This window comes from Streptomyces sp. NPDC045678 (genome assembly GCF_056432085.1).
In genome coordinates this window covers 400,547-416,926 of record NZ_JBWKJS010000004.1, presented here as the reverse complement: position 1 = coordinate 416,926, position 16,380 = coordinate 400,547, and the positions used below count along the sequence as shown (strand labels likewise).

The window sequence follows — 16,380 nt, the reverse complement described above, 5'->3', positions numbered from 1 at the left end:
CGATGGCCGTCCTGCGTCCCGGCGAACACCCGAAGGCGAGCGGCGCGCGGCCGCCCCTGCCCGCCCTGCCGCGCTGCCCCGGCCTGCGGGGGTACCTCCAACTGCGCGGCGGAGTAACCGGGTTGGGGTTGCGGCACGCCGCTGACGCCCTGCGCGCGCCCGAACCCGCCCCCGCACACGACGCCGTCTTCGGCACGCTCCCCAAAGCCACCACGGACGACGGTTTCCGGATCCTCGACGGGCTCTGGTTCCCGGGCCGGGGCGGCATCTGGCACCGCGTCGACCTGCCGTACGTACGGCGGGCGCGCGGCCGGTGGCTGTCCTCGTCGGATCCGCGCGCCGACTCCGCGGCCGCCGTGGTGGACACCCTGGAGACCCTCGTGCGGGACGACGCGCAGGGGCTGCGGCGGCTGGTCCTGTGGGAGGTGTGCTGCCTGCTGCGGGACGCGGGGGAGCGGCCCCGTGAGTCGGACGCCGTCGCCCTCGGCGTGCACCGCGCCGAGGCGGGACTGCTCGCCTCCGCCGTCTCCGCCGGATTCCCCGCGACCGGCCCGGCACGGCACGCCGCCGAGACCCTCAACGACGTCTGGCCGGGTGTGCGGCTGCGCGAGGCCGAGCGGCTCGTGGCCCGGCTCCCGCGCGCTTCCGACTACGCCGACGGCCCCGACGACCACCGCCTCGCCGCGCTCGTCGACGGCGTCCGCGCCCGGTCCGCCGAGGTCGGCCGGCTCACCGCCGAAGGTGCCGCCGCGGAAGCCACCGGCGCGCTGCGCACCGCGGCCGACGCCTGGCTGGGCGCCCTGCGCCTCGCCCGGGACGACCCGGCGGCCCAGACGGGCCTTCTGCGCGTCGCCGCGCTCCTCGCCGACGACCCGGCCACCCCCGCGGACTCCGCGGTGACGGCCGTCCCCGAGGACCGCGCCGTACGCCTGTCCTGGTGCGCGCCCCGGCGCCGGGACGACGTCGCGTACCGCGTCCTGCGCTTCCCCGACGGCGCGCCCGAGCTGGCCGTGGAGACCGCGGCGGGCGAGCCACGGCCCGCGTCCGTCGACCCGGACGCCCCCGTCGGCCGCCCCGTGCGGTACGCCGTCGTCCCGCTGCGCCGCGACCGGGACCGCATCGCGGGGGTGCCGCGCGTCACCGCTCCGGTGCTGCTCACTCCGGTGGTGACGGAGCTGCGCTGCACCCTCGTGCCGGGCGGCCTGCGCCTGCGGTGGCGGCCCGATCCGGCGGCGGCCGAGGTGCGGGCGACGCGCTCGGGAACGGGGGCGGACGCCGGGGGCTGGGGCGAGTCGTCGCTGGTCCGGCTGGCCTGCGAGCACGACCGTGCCCTCGACGCGCCGCTCGCCCCGGGGACGTACACCTACGAAGTGCGCTGCGGCTACCGCGACCCGGACGGCGACCTCGTCTGGTCCCGCGGCGTGACCGTCACGGCCCGCGCCGAACAGTGGCCGTCACCGGTGGAGGAGCTCAGCGTGCGGCGGCACCCGGACGGCGAGCGGATGACGATCGCGTGGCGGCCTCCCGAGCTCGGCGACGGCCTGCTCCTGCCGTGGACGACGGCCCCGGTCGCGCCGGGCACGGACGTGTCCGACGTCGTGAGCGGCGTGGACCGGATCCCGGTGACCGCGGTCGGCACCGAGTCCCGCGCCGAGCTGACGCCGGAACCCGAGCGGCGGACGCGCGTCACGGCGGTGAGCGTGCTGGGCGGGCGGGCCGTGTCCGGCCCGAGCGTGATCATCGAACACCCGGCAGCCATACGGCATTTGCTCGTACGCCGGGTGGGGGCGGACCGTGCCGAGCTGCACTTCGACTGGCCGGAGCCCGCGGTCCTGGTGCGCGCCGCGTGGACCGACGGGCGGCGCGGCGGAGAGCGGTGCGTCGCACGCAGCGCGCACCGGGCGGGGCACCCCGTCGACCTGCCCGTGTCGGCCGGGGAGTGCGCCATCACCGTGACCCCGCTCCCCCGCCCCGACGCCGTGTCGATCGACCCGAGCCCGGCCCGCGCGACGCTGCCCGCCGCACCCCCGCCCCCGCCTCCCCCGGCACCGCCCCCGCCCGCCCGCTGGAACACGTGGTGGCAGCGCTGGCGCCGATGGTGGGCTTGAACGAGCCCGGCCTGGACGGGGGTTGGTGCCGTCAGGACACCCGGCCTGCCCGGCCTGCCCGGCCTACTCCTTGACCACCGCCTCCGTCCCCCCGCCGAACTCGATCAGCAGCCCCGACCGGAGCGCGATCGTCTTGCCGGGGTCCACATCACGCACCGTCCCGTCGTCCTTGCGGGCCGTCCACACCGACTTGGTGCGGTTGGTGAGACCGAACCGGCCGCGCTGCTGCGGGTGTTCGGTGACTTCGCCGACCACGGCGGAGAAGTCGTGGCGTTCGGGGTCGTCCCGCAGGTGGTGGGCGTAGACGCGGGCGCTCGGGGCGAGCCGGATTCCGCGCCTGGTGCGGAGGGTCCCCGTGCCGGTGACGAGTTCGAGGCGGGGCGGCAGTGTGATGACGGTGCGGCACTTCCAGCAGGTGGGGGGCGCGCCGTCGGGCTGCGTGAGGTTCTGCTTGCCGCACGCGCCGCACTGGGTGATGGCGTCGAGGACCTGGCTGAGCGCGTCGCGCCACTGCGACTCGCGCACCCGCAGCGCGGGGTTGCGCAGGCCGTCCGTGAACGTCTGGACGAACAGGTCGCGCAGGATCTGCGGCAGCGCCCCCCACGTCGCCTCGACGGTCGGCTGCTCGCCGGGCACGGGGCGGTTGCGGAGGTCGGTCGGGTCGTAGACGAAGACCGGGTCGGTGCCGTACAGCCGGCGTTTGGCGGCCTCGTCCATGCAGCGGATGCTGAGGGCGAGGGCGCCGTTGAACGGGTGGTCGTTCATGAGGAGCAGGAAGAGCAGCACGGCCAGGGAGTGCAGGTCGCTCTGGGTGCCGGGCTGTTTGCCCTTGTCGCCGCGGACCAGTTCGGGCGCCATGAAGTCCATGGTGCCCGCGACGGCGGCCTCGGCGCCCTCGACGACGGCGTTGTCGTTGTCGCAGACGAGGACGTCGCCGGTGCGCGGGTCGAAGAAGATGTTGCCCCAGTTGATGTCGCGGTAGGCGATGCCGCGGGAGTGCAGGGCGCGGTAGGCCTCGACGGTGTGCAGCGCCACGGTCACGAGGGTCCGCATCGTCGCGGACGCCACCGAGGGGTCGCGGCGGAAGAGGGCGGGCAGATCGCAGAAGCGTGCGGGGCGTACGTCCATGAGGTAGCCGAAGCCGGGTTGCTTGCCCTCGGGGTCCATCACGATGGAGCGGGGCCACAGGAAGCGGGGGTCGTCCCAGCCCTTGGCGATGAGCCCTTCGAGGATCTCCCGTTGCCGGGCGTCGGCGAGCTGGGGGTAGTACCACTTGACCGCGCGGTCCCCGGTGGGCGTCTGGACGCGGTAGACCTCGCCCTGACCGCCGGAGCCGAAGAGCTCGGCGACCTTGAGCTTCTCCCCCGACTCGGCCACCAGGGTCTTTCCGGCGGCGAGCATGCCGTTCACCATTCTGTTCCTCTCTGCCCTTGCGTCTGCTGCTGCGTCTGTGCGGGTACCGCTATGGCGCCCACGAGCGTCGTGTCGTCCCCTGAGTACTTGGCGGCCCGCGTCAGCCAGTCCGGTAGCTGGGCCTGGACCGCCGCCACGCCCTGCCCGGCGGCGCGCTCGCCGAGGCCGGTGGCGAAGTCCAGGAAACCCTGGTGGTCGGCGAAGCTCTTGGAGAGCCCGTCGGTGGACAGCAGCACGCACGGCGGCGCACCGCCGGTGAACGGCTGCCAGTGCGCCCGCATCTTGCGCCAGGGCTCGGGCTCGCAGAGCGAGTCGGTCTCGTCGCCCATGTCGGGCCCGGTGGAGAGCGGGGTGTGCGGGGTGCCTCCGTCGTCGACGAGCACGATGTCGCCGTCGCCCAACTGCCAGCAGAACAGCGTGTGTTCGGTCAGTACGGCGCCTATGAGGGTGCTTCCGTAGGCGGCGAGGTCCGGTACGTCGGGGCGGTCGCCGCGTCCCGCACGGTCGACGGATGGCCGCAGACGTACGCCGTGCGCGGGCGAGTTGGCGTCGTGGAGCAGGGCACGCTCGTGCCACAGATGGGCCACCCGCTGCGGCAGGCGGCGTGCCTCCTCGCGCAGGGCGGGCCAGCCCGCCGCGTCGTCGCCGACCCGTGCGGCCTCGCGCGCGAACGCCGCCGCGCACGCGGTGAACTCCTCGACCGCCCAGTGGGCCCCGAGGTCGCTGCGGAAGTGCGCGGCGCTGCCGTGCCCGTCGGCCACCGCGAGGACGACCGCACGGCCCTCCGCGACGGGCAGGGCCGCGCTGCGGTCCTGGCTGTACTTCTTGGCCACTCCCTTGACCGCGCCGCTGAGCAGCGCCCACGGACCGGGGGGCGCGGCGGGGCGGCCGGGCCCGGTCGTCGTCTCCGGCCCGGTCACCAGATGTCGTCTTCGCCCTTGGTCATCGACGGTACGTCGATCGGCGTCGCGGGCTTCGCGCCGTCGTCGACCTTGGGGGTGGAGGCGTCCTTGACGACGGCGGTCGACATCCAGCGGATGGCGGCGGCGAGCTGGCGCGGGTTCTTCGCCTGCAGGGGCTCCAGTTCGGGGTTGCCGAGGAACTCCTTGAGCATGCTCTTGTCCGCGTCGTCGCCGATGGCCACGGCGACGCGCACGGCACGCTTGCCCCACGGGGTGCTGTCGATGGCGCGCAGCCCGGCCCGCCAGTCGTCGGTGGGCTGCCCGTCGGAGGCGAGGGCGAGGACGGGGGGCAGGGCGCGCTGCGGCATCGGCGGGGTCTGCAGCGCGCCGGCCGCCAGCTTGAACGCGGCGCCCATGTCGGTGCCGCCGTAGATGTGCACGTCCTCCCAGGAGAACCGGTCGACGGGGGTGGGCTCGCCGACGTGCCAGCTCGCGCCGCTGGCGAAGGTGATGGCGCGCACCAGCAGGGACGCGGCGGGGTTGGACTGGGCGGCCTGCTGCATCTCGGGGATGGCTTCACGGATGGCGAAGTTCAGCTCGCCGATCTTGCCGTTCACGCCCATGGAGCCCGAGCAGTCGAGCATCCAGATGAAGTGCACGGGGCGGCTCGCCATACTGCCGCCGGGGAAGTTGTCGACGACGACGGTCTCGCTGGTGTCGCTCACGCTGGTCCTTTCGTGGGAAGTGGTCATCGGTCAGCTCTGCTCCTGGGCGACGCGGTGCCGCCACGCCGTCCATTCCTGTACGTCCTGGCCCTCCCGTTGGAGGACGGTGGCCACCTGACCGAGGCGGTGGTCGTCCAGATGTGCGAGGACGGGCGCGAGCACCTGGTCGAGCAGTTCGGCGGCCACGTCGCGCCAGTCGGCGGTGACGCCGTGCCGCCGACGTGGCCGCCACACGTGGTAGTAGGCGGCCAGCTCGGCGGGACGGTTGGGCAGGTCACGCTCCAGACGGCCGCGCGTCCGCTCCTCCAGGAGGTGCGCGCGGTAGGCCCCGAGGAGGTCCGGTGCCGCGGCGACGAGGATCTGCAGACCGTGGGACTCGCACACGTCGAGCGGGTTCGCCCCGGCGAGGGCCCGGCCCACCCGTTCGTCGACGCCCTTGCGCAGGACCGCGCCGAGCGGCGACACCTTGCGCCCCAGCTCCCTCAGGCGGCCGACGGAGGCCCTGCTGACGGCGAGCCGACCGTCGGCCAGGTCCTGGGCGATGACGAGGAGTTCCGCGGTGTCCCGGTCCTGGGCGCCGAGCTTGGGGTCCTCGCGCATCGTCCGCGCGAAGTCGACGAGTTCACGGTCGCAGTGGTCGGGTTCTTTGAGCCACCCCATGATGCGGCGGCCGAGGTCCGCCTCGATGATCAGGCGGGGGGTGCAGAGGCGGGCCACGCGGGGCTGTTCGGCGCGGTCCGGCGGGTCGTTGCGCCACACCATGCGCCACAGCAGGTTGAGCGTCCTGACGTCCTCGACCCTTCGCTGGGAGAGGAGTTCGGTGAGCCGCTCGAAGAGCTCGACGCCCCGCAGCCGGTCCGGTGGGCCGTACCACTGCGCGGCGGCGGCGGCGAGGCGGACGGTGAGCGGCGCGTCGTCGATGTGGCGCCGGAGCCAGTCGCCCTGGGGCGAGTCGGCGAGGGCGCGCAGACGGTCCAGTTTGCGCTCGGTGAAGTTCGCGATGAGGAGCCGGAGCACGCGACGGGTGAAGGCGGTGTGGTCGAGGTCGGACAGCACCTGGACGGCCTGCGCGCAGTCGCGCCGCTCCGGGTGCAGCAGGGCGTCCGCGAGGCGGTCCATGGCCTCGGCGAGCCCGGGCCCGCCGTCGGCGCCCACGGCCATGGCGAGGCGCAGCGGCTCCGTCCAGGTGGTGACGGGATCGCGGAGCCGGGCGCGCAGGGCGTCGTCGGCGCGGTCGCCGTACTCCTCACGCAGCTCCCGCCAGGCCTCCTGCCCGAGCGGCAGCCCTTCGAAGGAAGCCAGATCGGGGAGGGTGCCGCGCCCGCGGGACGCGTCGAGCCGGTGCTTGACGAGGGCGAGGGCGAGGGGCCGCGCCGCGAGGGCCTGATCACCGTCGAGCCCCCGACAGAGACTGTCGAGCTCCCCGAGGGTACGGGCGTCGGCCTCGCCCCGGACCACTGAGCGCGTGAAGGCATCGAGGACGGAGCGCAGGGTGTCGCCGCGGAGTCCGGTGAGCTCGGCGTTCGCGGCGTGTCCGGCACCGTCGGAACCCTGAACGCCTCCGTCACCGTCGGACCCCTGAACGCGTCCGTCACCACCGGAATCCTGAACGCCTCCGGCACCACCGACAGCCCCTGCGCCACCCGCGCGTCCGACATCCTCAGCATCGGCGGCACGCCCGCCATCCTCGGCGCCCCCAACACCCCCGGCGCCGTCAGCGCGCGTTCCGCCCTCAGCACCCCCAACGCACCCAGCTCCCTCAGCACTCCCAGCGCCATCACCGTTCTCAGCCCGCTCGGCGCTCTCGCCGTCCGCGTCGCCGACGGTCACCCCCGCCCGCCGCCGTCCCCCGGCCACAGGCTCCCGCAGCGCGCCCGCGACCAGCGGGATGAGGGCGAAGGGACCCTCGGGTCCCGTCACCGCCCCGCGCGCGGGGCGCGGCGGGTTTCCGGTGAGCCAGCGCTCTGCGGTCAGCCGGGCCCAGGCGTCCGGCTCGGCGGGCGGGCTCCCCGGGCCGCCGCCCGTACCGTCGTGGACGCGGTACAGGTACTCCACCACCGCGTCGTCGGACCGGTCGAACTCCGCGTCCGGTCCGATGCCGATGATCCGCTGCGGGGCGCGGCGCGGGTCGGCGGTCCAGGTGGTGAACGTCAGCGCGGAGACGTACGCCTCGGGAAGCGAGGCGCAGGCGAGGGCGATCCAGCGGGCCACGGTCTCGGAGTCGTCCTCGACGAGGACGATCTGCCGTCCGGCGGGGTCCTCGAAGAGCCGGCGCACGTCGGCGAGGAAGGGCGCGACACGGTCGGCGCGCTCCCGGGCGAACACGACGAGGCGCTCGTGGTCGAAGTGGGCCTCCGGCACGGGAAGTCCGGACTCGACGAAGCCCGGGCCCAGGGACTCGGCCCGCTCCCCCGCCCAGGACGCGGAGCGCCACGTGTCGATCGGCCAGACGGGCCCCGGCCCGGGCGTGTCCGCGCTCAGGTGCAGCGCCTCGACCCGCTGCCCCGGGAGGGCCGCGCACAGGAGACGGCCGCCGTCCGGGAGCAGGCTGTAGCTCAGCTCGGAACCCGCCTCCCCTGCGGGCGGTACGCCCATGACGCGCGTGACGGCGCTCCTCAACGCGCCCTCGTGCGCGCAGAGTTGAGCGGCGTCCGCGTGCGACGGGAGAAGACTGACGGTTCCGGTGTCCGGCTCCTGGCCGAGCCGGTAGCTGAGGCGACGGATGGCCATGCCACATTCTGACCAACCGCGGCACCGCACCGCAGGCCGTCCGCCAAGTTGCCCCCCGCCCCGGCACGCACCCCTCACACCTGGTCGAACACGGGAACGGACGACGCGCGCACCCTTGCGCGACACCGCGGCCCGGGACACCGTGGTCACGTCCCGCACCGCCCGGTGCCGCCCCGGACCCCGTCGGCGATCGGAGTCGTTGTGAACTCGTTTCTGCTGCCCCACACCCTGCTCGGCGAAGGCCCGCACCAGGTGATCGCGGTCCACGGCTGGTTCGCGGACCGGTCGGCGTACGGACCGGTGCTCGCGGACCTCGACACCGCCGCGTTCACGTACGCGGTGGTGGACCTGCGTGGGTACGGCGAGGCCAAGGACACGGCCGGCGCGTACACCACCGGCGAGGGCGCCGCCGACGTGCTCGATCTGGCCGACCACCTCGGCTGGGAGCGGTTCTCGCTGATCGGGCACTCCATGGGCGGCAGCGTCGCCCAACGCGTCCTGGCCGTGGCACCGCACCGGGTGCGCCGCCTGGTCGGCGTGTCGCCCGTACCCGCGTCCGGGCTGCACCTTCCGCCCGACCAATGGGAGTTGTTCGCCTCGGCCGCGCACACCCCGGAGAGCCGCCGCACCATCATCGACATCACCACGGGAGGCGTACGTCCCCGGGCCTGGCTCGACCGGATGGTGCGCCGCTCGCTCGCCGTCAGCGACGCGAAGGCGTTCCGTGCCTGGCTGGACTCCTGGGCGGGCGACGACTTCCACACCGAGGTCGAGGGTTCGCCGGTGGCGGCGCTCGCGGTCACCGGGGCGCTCGACCCCGCACTCTCCGCGGACCTGATGCGCCGCACCTGGCTGCGCTCGTACCCCCAGGGCGAGCTGGCGGAGCTGCCGGGGGCCGGGCACTACGCGATGGACGAGGTGCCCCTCGAACTGATCCGCACGGTCGAGGACTTCCTGCGCGCGGAGGGCGAGGCGAGCGAAGGCGGGGAGGGGTTCACCGGCGAGGACGACTTCCCGGACGGGGACGGCGTCGCGTGAGCCTGCGCGGTGCCGCGGCCCGGACGACGACCCCGCCGCCCGTCCCCGACGTCTTCGATCCCCGTCTGTACGCGGCCGGTCTCCCCCATGACCGTTACCGGGTCCTGCGCGACCACCACCCCGTCGCGTGGCAGGACGAGCCCGCGGTGCTTGGCTGGCCCGCGGGGCCCGGCTTCTGGGCGGTCACCCGGCACGCCGATGTCGTGCGCGTCCTCAAGGACGCGGCGACGTACTCCTCGTACCTGGGCGCCACCCAGATCCGCGACCCCGCGCCGGACGACCTGCCGTTCATCCGGCGCATGATGCTCAACCAGGACCCCGCGACCGCCACCGCCGCCACCACCGGGGCGGGCGGCCGCGGCCCGTGCGACCACGGGCGGCTGCGCAGGCTGGTCAGCCGCGCCTTCACCCCGCGGCTGGTCGAACGCTTCGAGGCCAGGGTGCGCGAGCGGGCCCGTACGCTCCTCGCCTCCGCCCTGGAGCGGGCCCGCGCCGGAGACGGCACCTTCGACGTCGTCACCGCCGTCACCGACGACTACGCCCTGCTCAACCTCGCCGACCTGCTGGGCGTCCCGGCCGCCGACCGCGGTCTGCTCCTGCACTGGACGCAGCGCGTCATCGGCTACCAGGACCCGGACGAGGCACCCCCACCGGTGTGCGGCCCGGACGGCGAGCCGGTCAACCCGCGCTCCCCCGCGATGCTGCGCGACATGTTCGCGTACGCGCGCACGCTGGCCGCGCACAAACGCGGGCACCCCGGCGACGACGTCCTCACGACGCTCGCCCACGACCCCGAACTCACCACACCCGAACTGGAGATGTTCTTCTTCCTCCTCACCGTCGCGGGCAACGACACCGTGCGCGGCGCCGCACCCGGCGGGCTGCTCGCGCTCGCGGAGAGCCCCGGCGAGTACGCGCGGCTGCGCGCCGGGACGGTCGGCGTCGGCCCCGCCGTGGACGAACTCCTGCGCCGCCACCCGCCGGTGCTCAGCTTCCGGCGCACGGCGGCCCGCGACACCGATCTTGCGGGGACGCGCATCGCGGCCGGGGACAAGGTCGTCGTGTTCCACGCCTCGGCCCACCACGACGAGCGCGTCTTCACCGACCCGCACCGCCTCGACCTGACCCGCTCGCCCAACCCCCATCTCGCGTTCGGCGAAGGACCGCACGTCTGCCTCGGCGCGCACTTCGCCCGGCTCCAACTGCGCGTGTTCCACGAGGAGGTGTCCCGCGCCCTGCCCGTCCTGCGCCTCGCGGCTCCGCCACGCCGCCTGGTCTCGCACTTCATCAACGGCCTGAAGTCGGTACGGGTCGAGGCGCCCGCGTAGGGTGCTGGATCGCGAGACCGGCGCGGATCGCGAGTATCGGCGCACGATCGCGAGAACCAGCGCAGCGCCCGAGCGGAGAAACAGACCCATGCACGACGAACACGCCGCCTCCGGTGGCGCGTACGACATCGAGGCCGACCTCCACGACGAGGTCTTCCCCGACTTCCCGGCCCCCGCGGACGGCAGCCCCTGGCAGGCGCCCGCCGACCTGGAGGAGCACCTGTACGAGCTGTGCCGGGAGGACGACGCGTACGGCTATCTGCGCGCGATAGCCGTCGAGGGCCTCTACCGCCCGGTGTCGGTGACCGAGACGGAACGCGACGACACCGCGAGCGAGTTGCTCACCGTCGACCTGCCGGACGGCAGGAAGGTCGCGCAGGTCTACACGGCGGGCGTGCTGCCCCGCCCGCACCCCGCCGTCGTCTACGAGTACGTCACGCTGGACTCGCTCGCCCGGGGCTGCCCCGACGACGTCGACCTGCTCGTGGTGAACGCGGCGACGCCGTGCCAGCAGTTCTACCCGACCACCGACGACGAGCGTGAGGTCTGGTCGGACCTGCACGACAAGTACCACCGCCCCGACGGTCTCGGGAACCGCATCGACACCCGCCGCACGGGCGCGCCCGAAGCCGGCAGCCCCCTCCTGCACGGCCTGGCGTGCGGCGCGCACCTGTGCTTCACCAACGGCGACGCCTGGAACACCCTCGACTGGCACGGCGCGGGCCACCACAACGAGATCGGCCGCCTGGAGGAGTGGTGGGGCGTGCGTGACCGCGACGACTGGCTGTCCCTCCAGGAGCGGCTGCTCACCTGTGACGTCAGCCCCTGGTACTGGGACTTCGTCCTGGAGGCCCGCACGGCGCTCGCGCGGCGGTACGGGCCCCGGGTCGACCCCGAGCTGTGGCGCGACCGGGTCGAGGCGGCGCTGCGGCACCGCGTGGTGGAGGCCGGCGGCCCCGGCGAGCCGCACCGCCCCGGCGAGGACCCCGAACTCGACCAGTTCGTGGCGCACCTGCGGGGTCTGGTGGGCAAGGTGCTCCGCTACGAGGCGCGGTTCCGCGCCGACGAACTCCTGCCGCCCGACGGGCAGGTCGGCACGGTCGCGGCGTGGGACATCGGGCGCGCCTCGAAGATGGCCCGCTGGGGCAGGGGCGCGCGGTACGCCGGCCACGCGGAGATGATCAAGTCCCTGGAGCGCGCGTCCGAGGCCGCCCGCTCCGCGTACACCTCCTGGGAGACGTTCTCCGCGGGTTACGTCCTGGGCCGCTGCCTGCACTTCGACGAGGAGTCGTTCGGCTCCTGGTACACGGACGTGCTGCGCGCGCATCGCGCCCTGACCACGGACCCGGACAGCCCATGGCTGACGGTGCCGTTCCTGGCGGTCTGAGGGACCGCACGGCTCAGGCCTCCCGCAACGGCACGTCGAGACCGGCACATCACGATCAGGTCTCACTGAGGCCTCGGCTGCGGCCCACCCCTTGTCACGCTCCCGTGTAATCGTTTCCAATCCTCCGTGTAATCGATTCCACAAGGAGGTGGACCGACGATGACTCCGAGCTCGGTGGGCATCAAGGACGTCGCGGCCGAGGCCGGCGTGTCCGTCGCCACCGTGTCGCGCGTGCTGAACGGCCACCCCTCCGTCAGCCCCGCGTCCCGCACCCGGGTCCTCGCCGCCGTCGAGGCGCTCGGTTACCGGCCCAACGCCGTCGCCCGCTCCCTGCGCACCGACCAGACCCGCACCCTGGGCCTGGTCATCAGCGACGTCCTGAACCCGTACTTCACGGAGCTGGCCCGGTCCGTCGAGGAGGCCGCCCGCGCGCTCGGCTACAGCGTGATCATCGGCAACGCCGACGAACGCCCCGAGCTGCAGGACCATCACGTACGGACCCTGCTCGACCGGCGCATCGACGGCCTGCTCGTCTCCCCCACCGACGGCGGATCGCCGCTGATGCTCGACGCCGTGCGCGCCGGCACCCCGATGGTCTTCGTGGACCGGTGGATCCCCGGCGTGGACGTCCCCGTCGTCCGCTCCGACGGGCGGCAGGCCGTCCGCGACCTCGTCGCCCACCTGTACGGACTCGGCCACCGCAGGCTCGCCATCATCGCGGGCCCGGCCGCCACCACCACCGGCAGCGAGCGCGTCGAGGCCTTCCGCGAGGCCCTGCGCGAGCACGGCATCGCGCTGCCCGACGCCTACATCGGCCAGGGCGACTTCCAGGCGGACAGCGGACGCCGCGCCACCGAACGCTTCCTCGCCCTGCCCGAGCCGCCCGAGGTCGTCTTCGCCGCCGACAACCTGATGGCACTCGGCGCCCTCGACGCCCTCCGCGCCCGCGGCCTGCGCGTCCCGTACGACATCGGGCTAGCCGCGTTCGACGACATCCCGTGGTTCGTGCACACCGACCCGCCGGTCACCGCGATCGCCCAGCCGACCGCCGACCTCGGCCGGGCCGCCGTGCACGCGCTGATCGACCGGATCGAGGGCAGGAGCCCGCAGTCCGTGACCCTGCCCGCCCGCCTCGTCGTCCGCCGCTCCTGCGGCGAGAGCAGCTCCGCCGGTGGCGACGCCCGCGGCGAGGACACCTCCGTACGAAGGAGCAACCCGTGAGCAACCAGGACGAGTTGCTGCGCATCGAGTCGATACGCAAGACGTTCCCCGGCGTCGTCGCGCTCGACTCCGTCGACTTCGACCTGCGCCGCGGCGAGGTGCACGTCCTGCTCGGCGAGAACGGCGCCGGCAAGAGCACCCTCATCAAGATGCTCTCCGGCGCCTACCGCCCCGACAGCGGGCGGATCTTCGCCGAGGGGCGCGAGGTCCGCATCAACGGCGCACAGGACGCCGAGCGGCTCGGCATCGCCACGATCTACCAGGAGTTCAACCTCGTCCCCGACCTGACCGTCGCCGAGAACATCTTCCTGGGGCGCCAGCCGCGCCGCTTCGGCCTGGTCGACCGGAAGAGGATGGAGGCCGACGCGGAGGAGCTGCTCCAGCGGGTCGGCGTCCGGGTCTCGCCGCGCGCCAAGGTGCGCGAACTGGGCATCGCCCGGCTGCAGATGGTCGAGATCGCCAAGGCGCTGAGCCTGGACGCGCGGGTGCTCATCATGGACGAGCCGACCGCCGTCCTCACCTCCGAGGAGGTCGACAAGCTCTTCGCCATCGTGCGCACGCTGCGCGAGGACGGCGTCGGCATCGTCTTCATCACCCACCATCTGGAGGAGATCGCCGCCCTCGGCGACCGCGTCACCGTCCTGCGCGACGGCCGCAGCGTCGACCAGGTGCCCGCGTCGACCGACGAGGACGAGCTCGTACGCCTCATGGTGGGCCGCAGCATCGAGCAGCAGTATCCGCGCGAACGCCCGGACACCGGGCCGCCGTTGCTCCGCGTCGACGGGCTGACCCGCGACGGCGTCTTCCACGACGTCAGCTTCGAGGTGCGGGCCGGCGAGGTCGTCGGGCTGGCGGGGCTCGTGGGCGCGGGCCGGACCGAGGTGGCGCGGGCCGTCTTCGGCGCCGATCCGTACGACGGGGGAACCGTCGACGTACGCGGCGAGCGGCTGCCCCGGCACGACGTGAACGCGGCGATGGGCGCGGGCATCGGCCTGGTCCCCGAGGACCGCAAGGGGCAGGGGCTCCTCCTCGACGCCTCCGTACGGGAGAACCTCGGCCTGGTGACGCTGCGTTCGGCGACGCGCGCCGGGCTCGTGGACCTCAAGGGACAGGAGCGGGCGGCCGCGCGGATCGCCGAGCAGCTGGGGGTGCGCATGGCCGGGCTCGGCCAGCACGTCCGCACGCTGTCCGGCGGCAACCAGCAGAAGGTCGTCATCGGCAAGTGGCTGCTCGCCGACATCCGGGTCCTCATCCTCGACGAGCCGACGCGCGGCATCGACGTGGGCGCGAAGGTCGAGATCTACCAGCTCATCAACGAACTGACGGCCGCCGGGCACGCGGTCCTGATGATCTCCAGCGATCTGCCCGAGGTGCTCGGCATGAGCGACCGGGTCCTCGTCATGGCGCAGGGCCGGATCGCCGGTGAGCTCACGGCCGGGGAGGCCACGCAGGACGCCGTGATGGCGCTCGCCGTCAGCACCGCGGCACAGCACGAAGCAGCAGAGAAGAACGACGAAGCGGTACGGAACAAGGAAGAGGCGGAGGGCTCCCGTGGCCACTGAAACCCTGAAGCGCGACGCGGGTGGCACGGCCTCGCTCCGCCGCGTCCTGCTCGACAACGGCGCGCTGAGCGCCCTGATCGTCCTCGTCGTGGCGATGTCGCTGCTCTCCGGCGACTTCCTCACCACGCAGAACCTGCTCAACGTGGGTGTGCAGGCCGCGGTCACCGCGATCCTCGCGTTCGGCGTCACCTTCGTGATCGTGTCGGCCGGCATCGACCTGTCGGTCGGCTCGGTGGCCGCGCTGTCCGCCACCGTCCTCGCCTGGACGGCGACCTCGCAGGGCCTGCCCGTGTGGCTGGCGGTCGTTCTCGCCGTCGCCACCGGCATGGCCTGCGGGTTCGTCAACGGCCTGCTCGTCTCGTACGGGAAGCTCCCGCCGTTCATCGCCACGCTCGCGATGCTGTCGGTGGCCCGCGGCCTCTCCCTGGTGATCTCGCAGGGCAGCCCGATCGCGTTCCCCGACTCGGTGTCGCACCTCGGTGACACGGTGGGCGGCTGGCTGCCGGTCCCGGTGATCGTGATGGTCGCGATGGGTCTCGTCACGGCGCTGGTCCTCGGGCGTACGTTCATCGGCCGCTCCATGTACGCGATCGGCGGCAACGAAGAGGCGGCCCGGCTGTCCGGGCTGCGCGTCAAGCGGCAGAAGCTCGTGATCTACGCGCTCTCCGGCCTCTTCGCGGCCGTCGCGGGCGTCGTGCTCGCCTCCCGCCTCGTCTCCGCGCAGCCGCAGGCCGCGCAGGGCTACGAACTCGACGCCATCGCCGCGGTCGTCATCGGCGGCGCGAGCCTCGCGGGCGGCGTCGGCAAGGCGTCCGGCACGCTCGTCGGCGCGCTGATCCTCGCGGTGCTGCGCAACGGCCTCAACCTCCTCTCCGTGTCCGCCTTCTGGCAGCAGGTCGTGATCGGCGTCGTCATCGCGCTCGCGGTCCTCCTGGACACCCTGCGGCGGCGGGCCGGGGCGACACCGGGTACCTCCTCGGGCGCCTCCGGGGGGATACGCGGCAAGGGGCCGCAAGCGGTGAAGTACGCGGTCGCCGCCGTGGTCGTGGCGGCCGTCGTGGGCGCCGTCTCCTTCTTCAACTCGGGCTCGTCCGGGACGAGCACGAAGATCGGCATGTCGCTCTCCACCCTCAACAACCCCTTCTTCGTGCAGATGAAGGAGGGCGCGCAGGCCGAGGCCGACAAGGCGGGCATCGACCTGACGGTGACCGACGCGCAGAACGACGCCTCGCAGCAGAGCAACCAGCTGCAGAACTTCACCGGCGAGGGCGTGAAGTCGATCATCGTCAACCCGGTGGACTCCGACGCCGCGGGCCCCGCCGTGCGGGGCGCCAACAAGCAGGACATCCCGGTGGTCGCGGCCGACCGGGGCGTGAACAAGGCGGAGACCGCGACGCTCGTCGCCTCCGACAACGTCGCGGGCGGCAGGCTGGCGGCGAAGACGCTCGCCGAGAAGCTGGGCGGCAAGGGCAGGGTCGTCGTCCTCCAGGGCACGCCCGGCACCTCCGCGAGCCGCGAGCGCGGCCAGGGCTTCGCCGAGGGCATCAAGGCCTACCCCGGCATCGACGTGGTCGCCAAGCAGCCCGCGGACTTCGACCGCACCAAGGGCCTGGACGTCATGACGAACCTCATGCAGTCCAACAAGGGCGTGACCGGCGTCTTCGCCGAGAACGACGAGATGGCGCTCGGCGCGGTCAAGGCGCTCGGCGACAAGGCGGGCACGTCGGTCCCCGTCGTCGGCTTCGACGGCACCCCCGACGGGCTCAAGGCGGTCGAGGCGGGCACGCTGTACGCGTCCGTGGCGCAGCAGCCGAAGGAGCTCGGGAAGATCGCCGTGCGCAACGCGGTGCGGGCCTCGCGGGGCAAGAAGGTCGAGGGGACGGTGAAGGTGCCGGTGAAGGTCGTCACGTCGAAGAACGTGCAGGACTTCTCCTGAGAGCCTGACCGTCGGCCGCTCCGGGTACCG

The 16,380-nt window shown here is 73.6% G+C and carries 11 protein-coding genes; 7 read left to right on the top strand and 4 right to left on the bottom strand.

Going from position 1 to position 16,380, the window contains the following annotated elements:
• Positions 1-2: 2 nt before the first annotated feature.
• On the top strand, positions 3-2,108 hold the full coding sequence (locus tag AC07DO_RS16490) for a hypothetical protein (protein WP_479060202.1): 2,106 nt from the start codon (positions 3-5) through the stop codon (positions 2,106-2,108).
• Between the two features lie 63 nt (positions 2,109-2,171).
• On the opposite strand, the gene AC07DO_RS16485 is transcribed toward AC07DO_RS16490, so the two are convergent.
• From AC07DO_RS16485 to AC07DO_RS16470, 4 genes are all read right to left on the bottom strand, one after another.
• Positions 2,172-3,518, bottom strand: a complete 1,347-nt coding sequence (locus AC07DO_RS16485; RefSeq protein WP_479060712.1) for a protein kinase domain-containing protein — start codon at positions 3,516-3,518, stop codon at positions 2,172-2,174.
• Positions 3,515-4,441 (bottom strand): protein phosphatase 2C domain-containing protein, encoded by a 927-nt coding sequence (locus tag AC07DO_RS16480; RefSeq protein WP_479060200.1) that lies wholly within the window; start codon positions 4,439-4,441, stop codon positions 3,515-3,517. Before AC07DO_RS16480 ends, AC07DO_RS16485 begins: the two co-directional genes overlap by 4 nt.
• Entirely contained in the window at positions 4,438-5,097 is a 660-nt protein-coding gene (locus AC07DO_RS16475; protein WP_268775858.1) for a vWA domain-containing protein, read from the bottom strand. Before AC07DO_RS16475 ends, AC07DO_RS16480 begins: the two co-directional genes overlap by 4 nt.
• An 81-nt stretch (positions 5,098-5,178) precedes the next feature.
• Complete coding sequence (locus AC07DO_RS16470) at positions 5,179-7,878, bottom strand: GTPase-associated protein 1-related protein (RefSeq protein WP_479060198.1); 2,700 nt, start codon at positions 7,876-7,878, stop codon at positions 5,179-5,181.
• 201 nt (positions 7,879-8,079) lie between these two features.
• On the opposite strand from AC07DO_RS16470, the gene AC07DO_RS16465 reads away from it, so the two are divergent.
• The 6 genes from AC07DO_RS16465 (at position 8,080) to AC07DO_RS16440 (ending at position 16,350) form a co-directional block, all read left to right on the top strand.
• Positions 8,080-8,916 carry an alpha/beta fold hydrolase gene (locus AC07DO_RS16465; protein ID WP_479060196.1) on the top strand — a complete coding sequence of 279 codons (837 nt, stop codon included), beginning with the start codon at positions 8,080-8,082 and terminating at the stop codon, positions 8,914-8,916.
• Positions 8,913-10,244 carry a cytochrome P450 gene (locus AC07DO_RS16460; protein ID WP_479060194.1) on the top strand — a complete coding sequence of 444 codons (1,332 nt, stop codon included), beginning with the start codon at positions 8,913-8,915 and terminating at the stop codon, positions 10,242-10,244. The genes AC07DO_RS16465 and AC07DO_RS16460 overlap by 4 nt, the downstream gene beginning before the upstream one ends.
• An 88-nt stretch (positions 10,245-10,332) precedes the next feature.
• Complete coding sequence (locus AC07DO_RS16455) at positions 10,333-11,631, top strand: DUF1266 domain-containing protein (RefSeq protein WP_479060192.1); 1,299 nt, start codon at positions 10,333-10,335, stop codon at positions 11,629-11,631.
• A 159-nt stretch (positions 11,632-11,790) separates the two neighbouring features.
• On the top strand, positions 11,791-12,852 hold the full coding sequence (locus AC07DO_RS16450; RefSeq protein ID WP_479060190.1) for a LacI family DNA-binding transcriptional regulator: 1,062 nt from the start codon (positions 11,791-11,793) through the stop codon (positions 12,850-12,852).
• Entirely contained in the window at positions 12,849-14,414 is a 1,566-nt protein-coding gene (locus AC07DO_RS16445) for a sugar ABC transporter ATP-binding protein (protein WP_479060189.1), read from the top strand. The genes AC07DO_RS16450 and AC07DO_RS16445 overlap by 4 nt, the downstream gene beginning before the upstream one ends.
• Positions 14,404-16,350: an ABC transporter permease/substrate-binding protein gene (locus AC07DO_RS16440; RefSeq protein ID WP_479060187.1), complete on the top strand. Its 1,947-nt coding sequence runs from the start codon at positions 14,404-14,406 to the stop codon at positions 16,348-16,350. Before AC07DO_RS16445 ends, AC07DO_RS16440 begins: the two co-directional genes overlap by 11 nt.
• The last annotated feature ends 30 nt before the right edge of the window (positions 16,351-16,380 follow it).

What these genes read in the sequence shown, in the direction of transcription:
- AC07DO_RS16490 (WP_479060202.1), top strand. Translation starts at nt 3, where the DNA reads ATGGCCGTCCTGCGTCCCGGCGAACACCCGAAGGCGAGCGGCGCGCGG.
- AC07DO_RS16475 (WP_268775858.1), bottom strand. Translation starts at nt 5,097, where the DNA reads ATGGCGAGCCGCCCCGTGCACTTCATCTGGATGCTCGACTGCTCGGGC.
- AC07DO_RS16470 (WP_479060198.1), bottom strand. Translation starts at nt 7,878, where the DNA reads ATGGCCATCCGTCGCCTCAGCTACCGGCTCGGCCAGGAGCCGGACACC.
- AC07DO_RS16455 (WP_479060192.1), top strand. Translation starts at nt 10,333, where the DNA reads ATGCACGACGAACACGCCGCCTCCGGTGGCGCGTACGACATCGAGGCC.
- AC07DO_RS16450 (WP_479060190.1), top strand. Translation starts at nt 11,791, where the DNA reads ATGACTCCGAGCTCGGTGGGCATCAAGGACGTCGCGGCCGAGGCCGGC.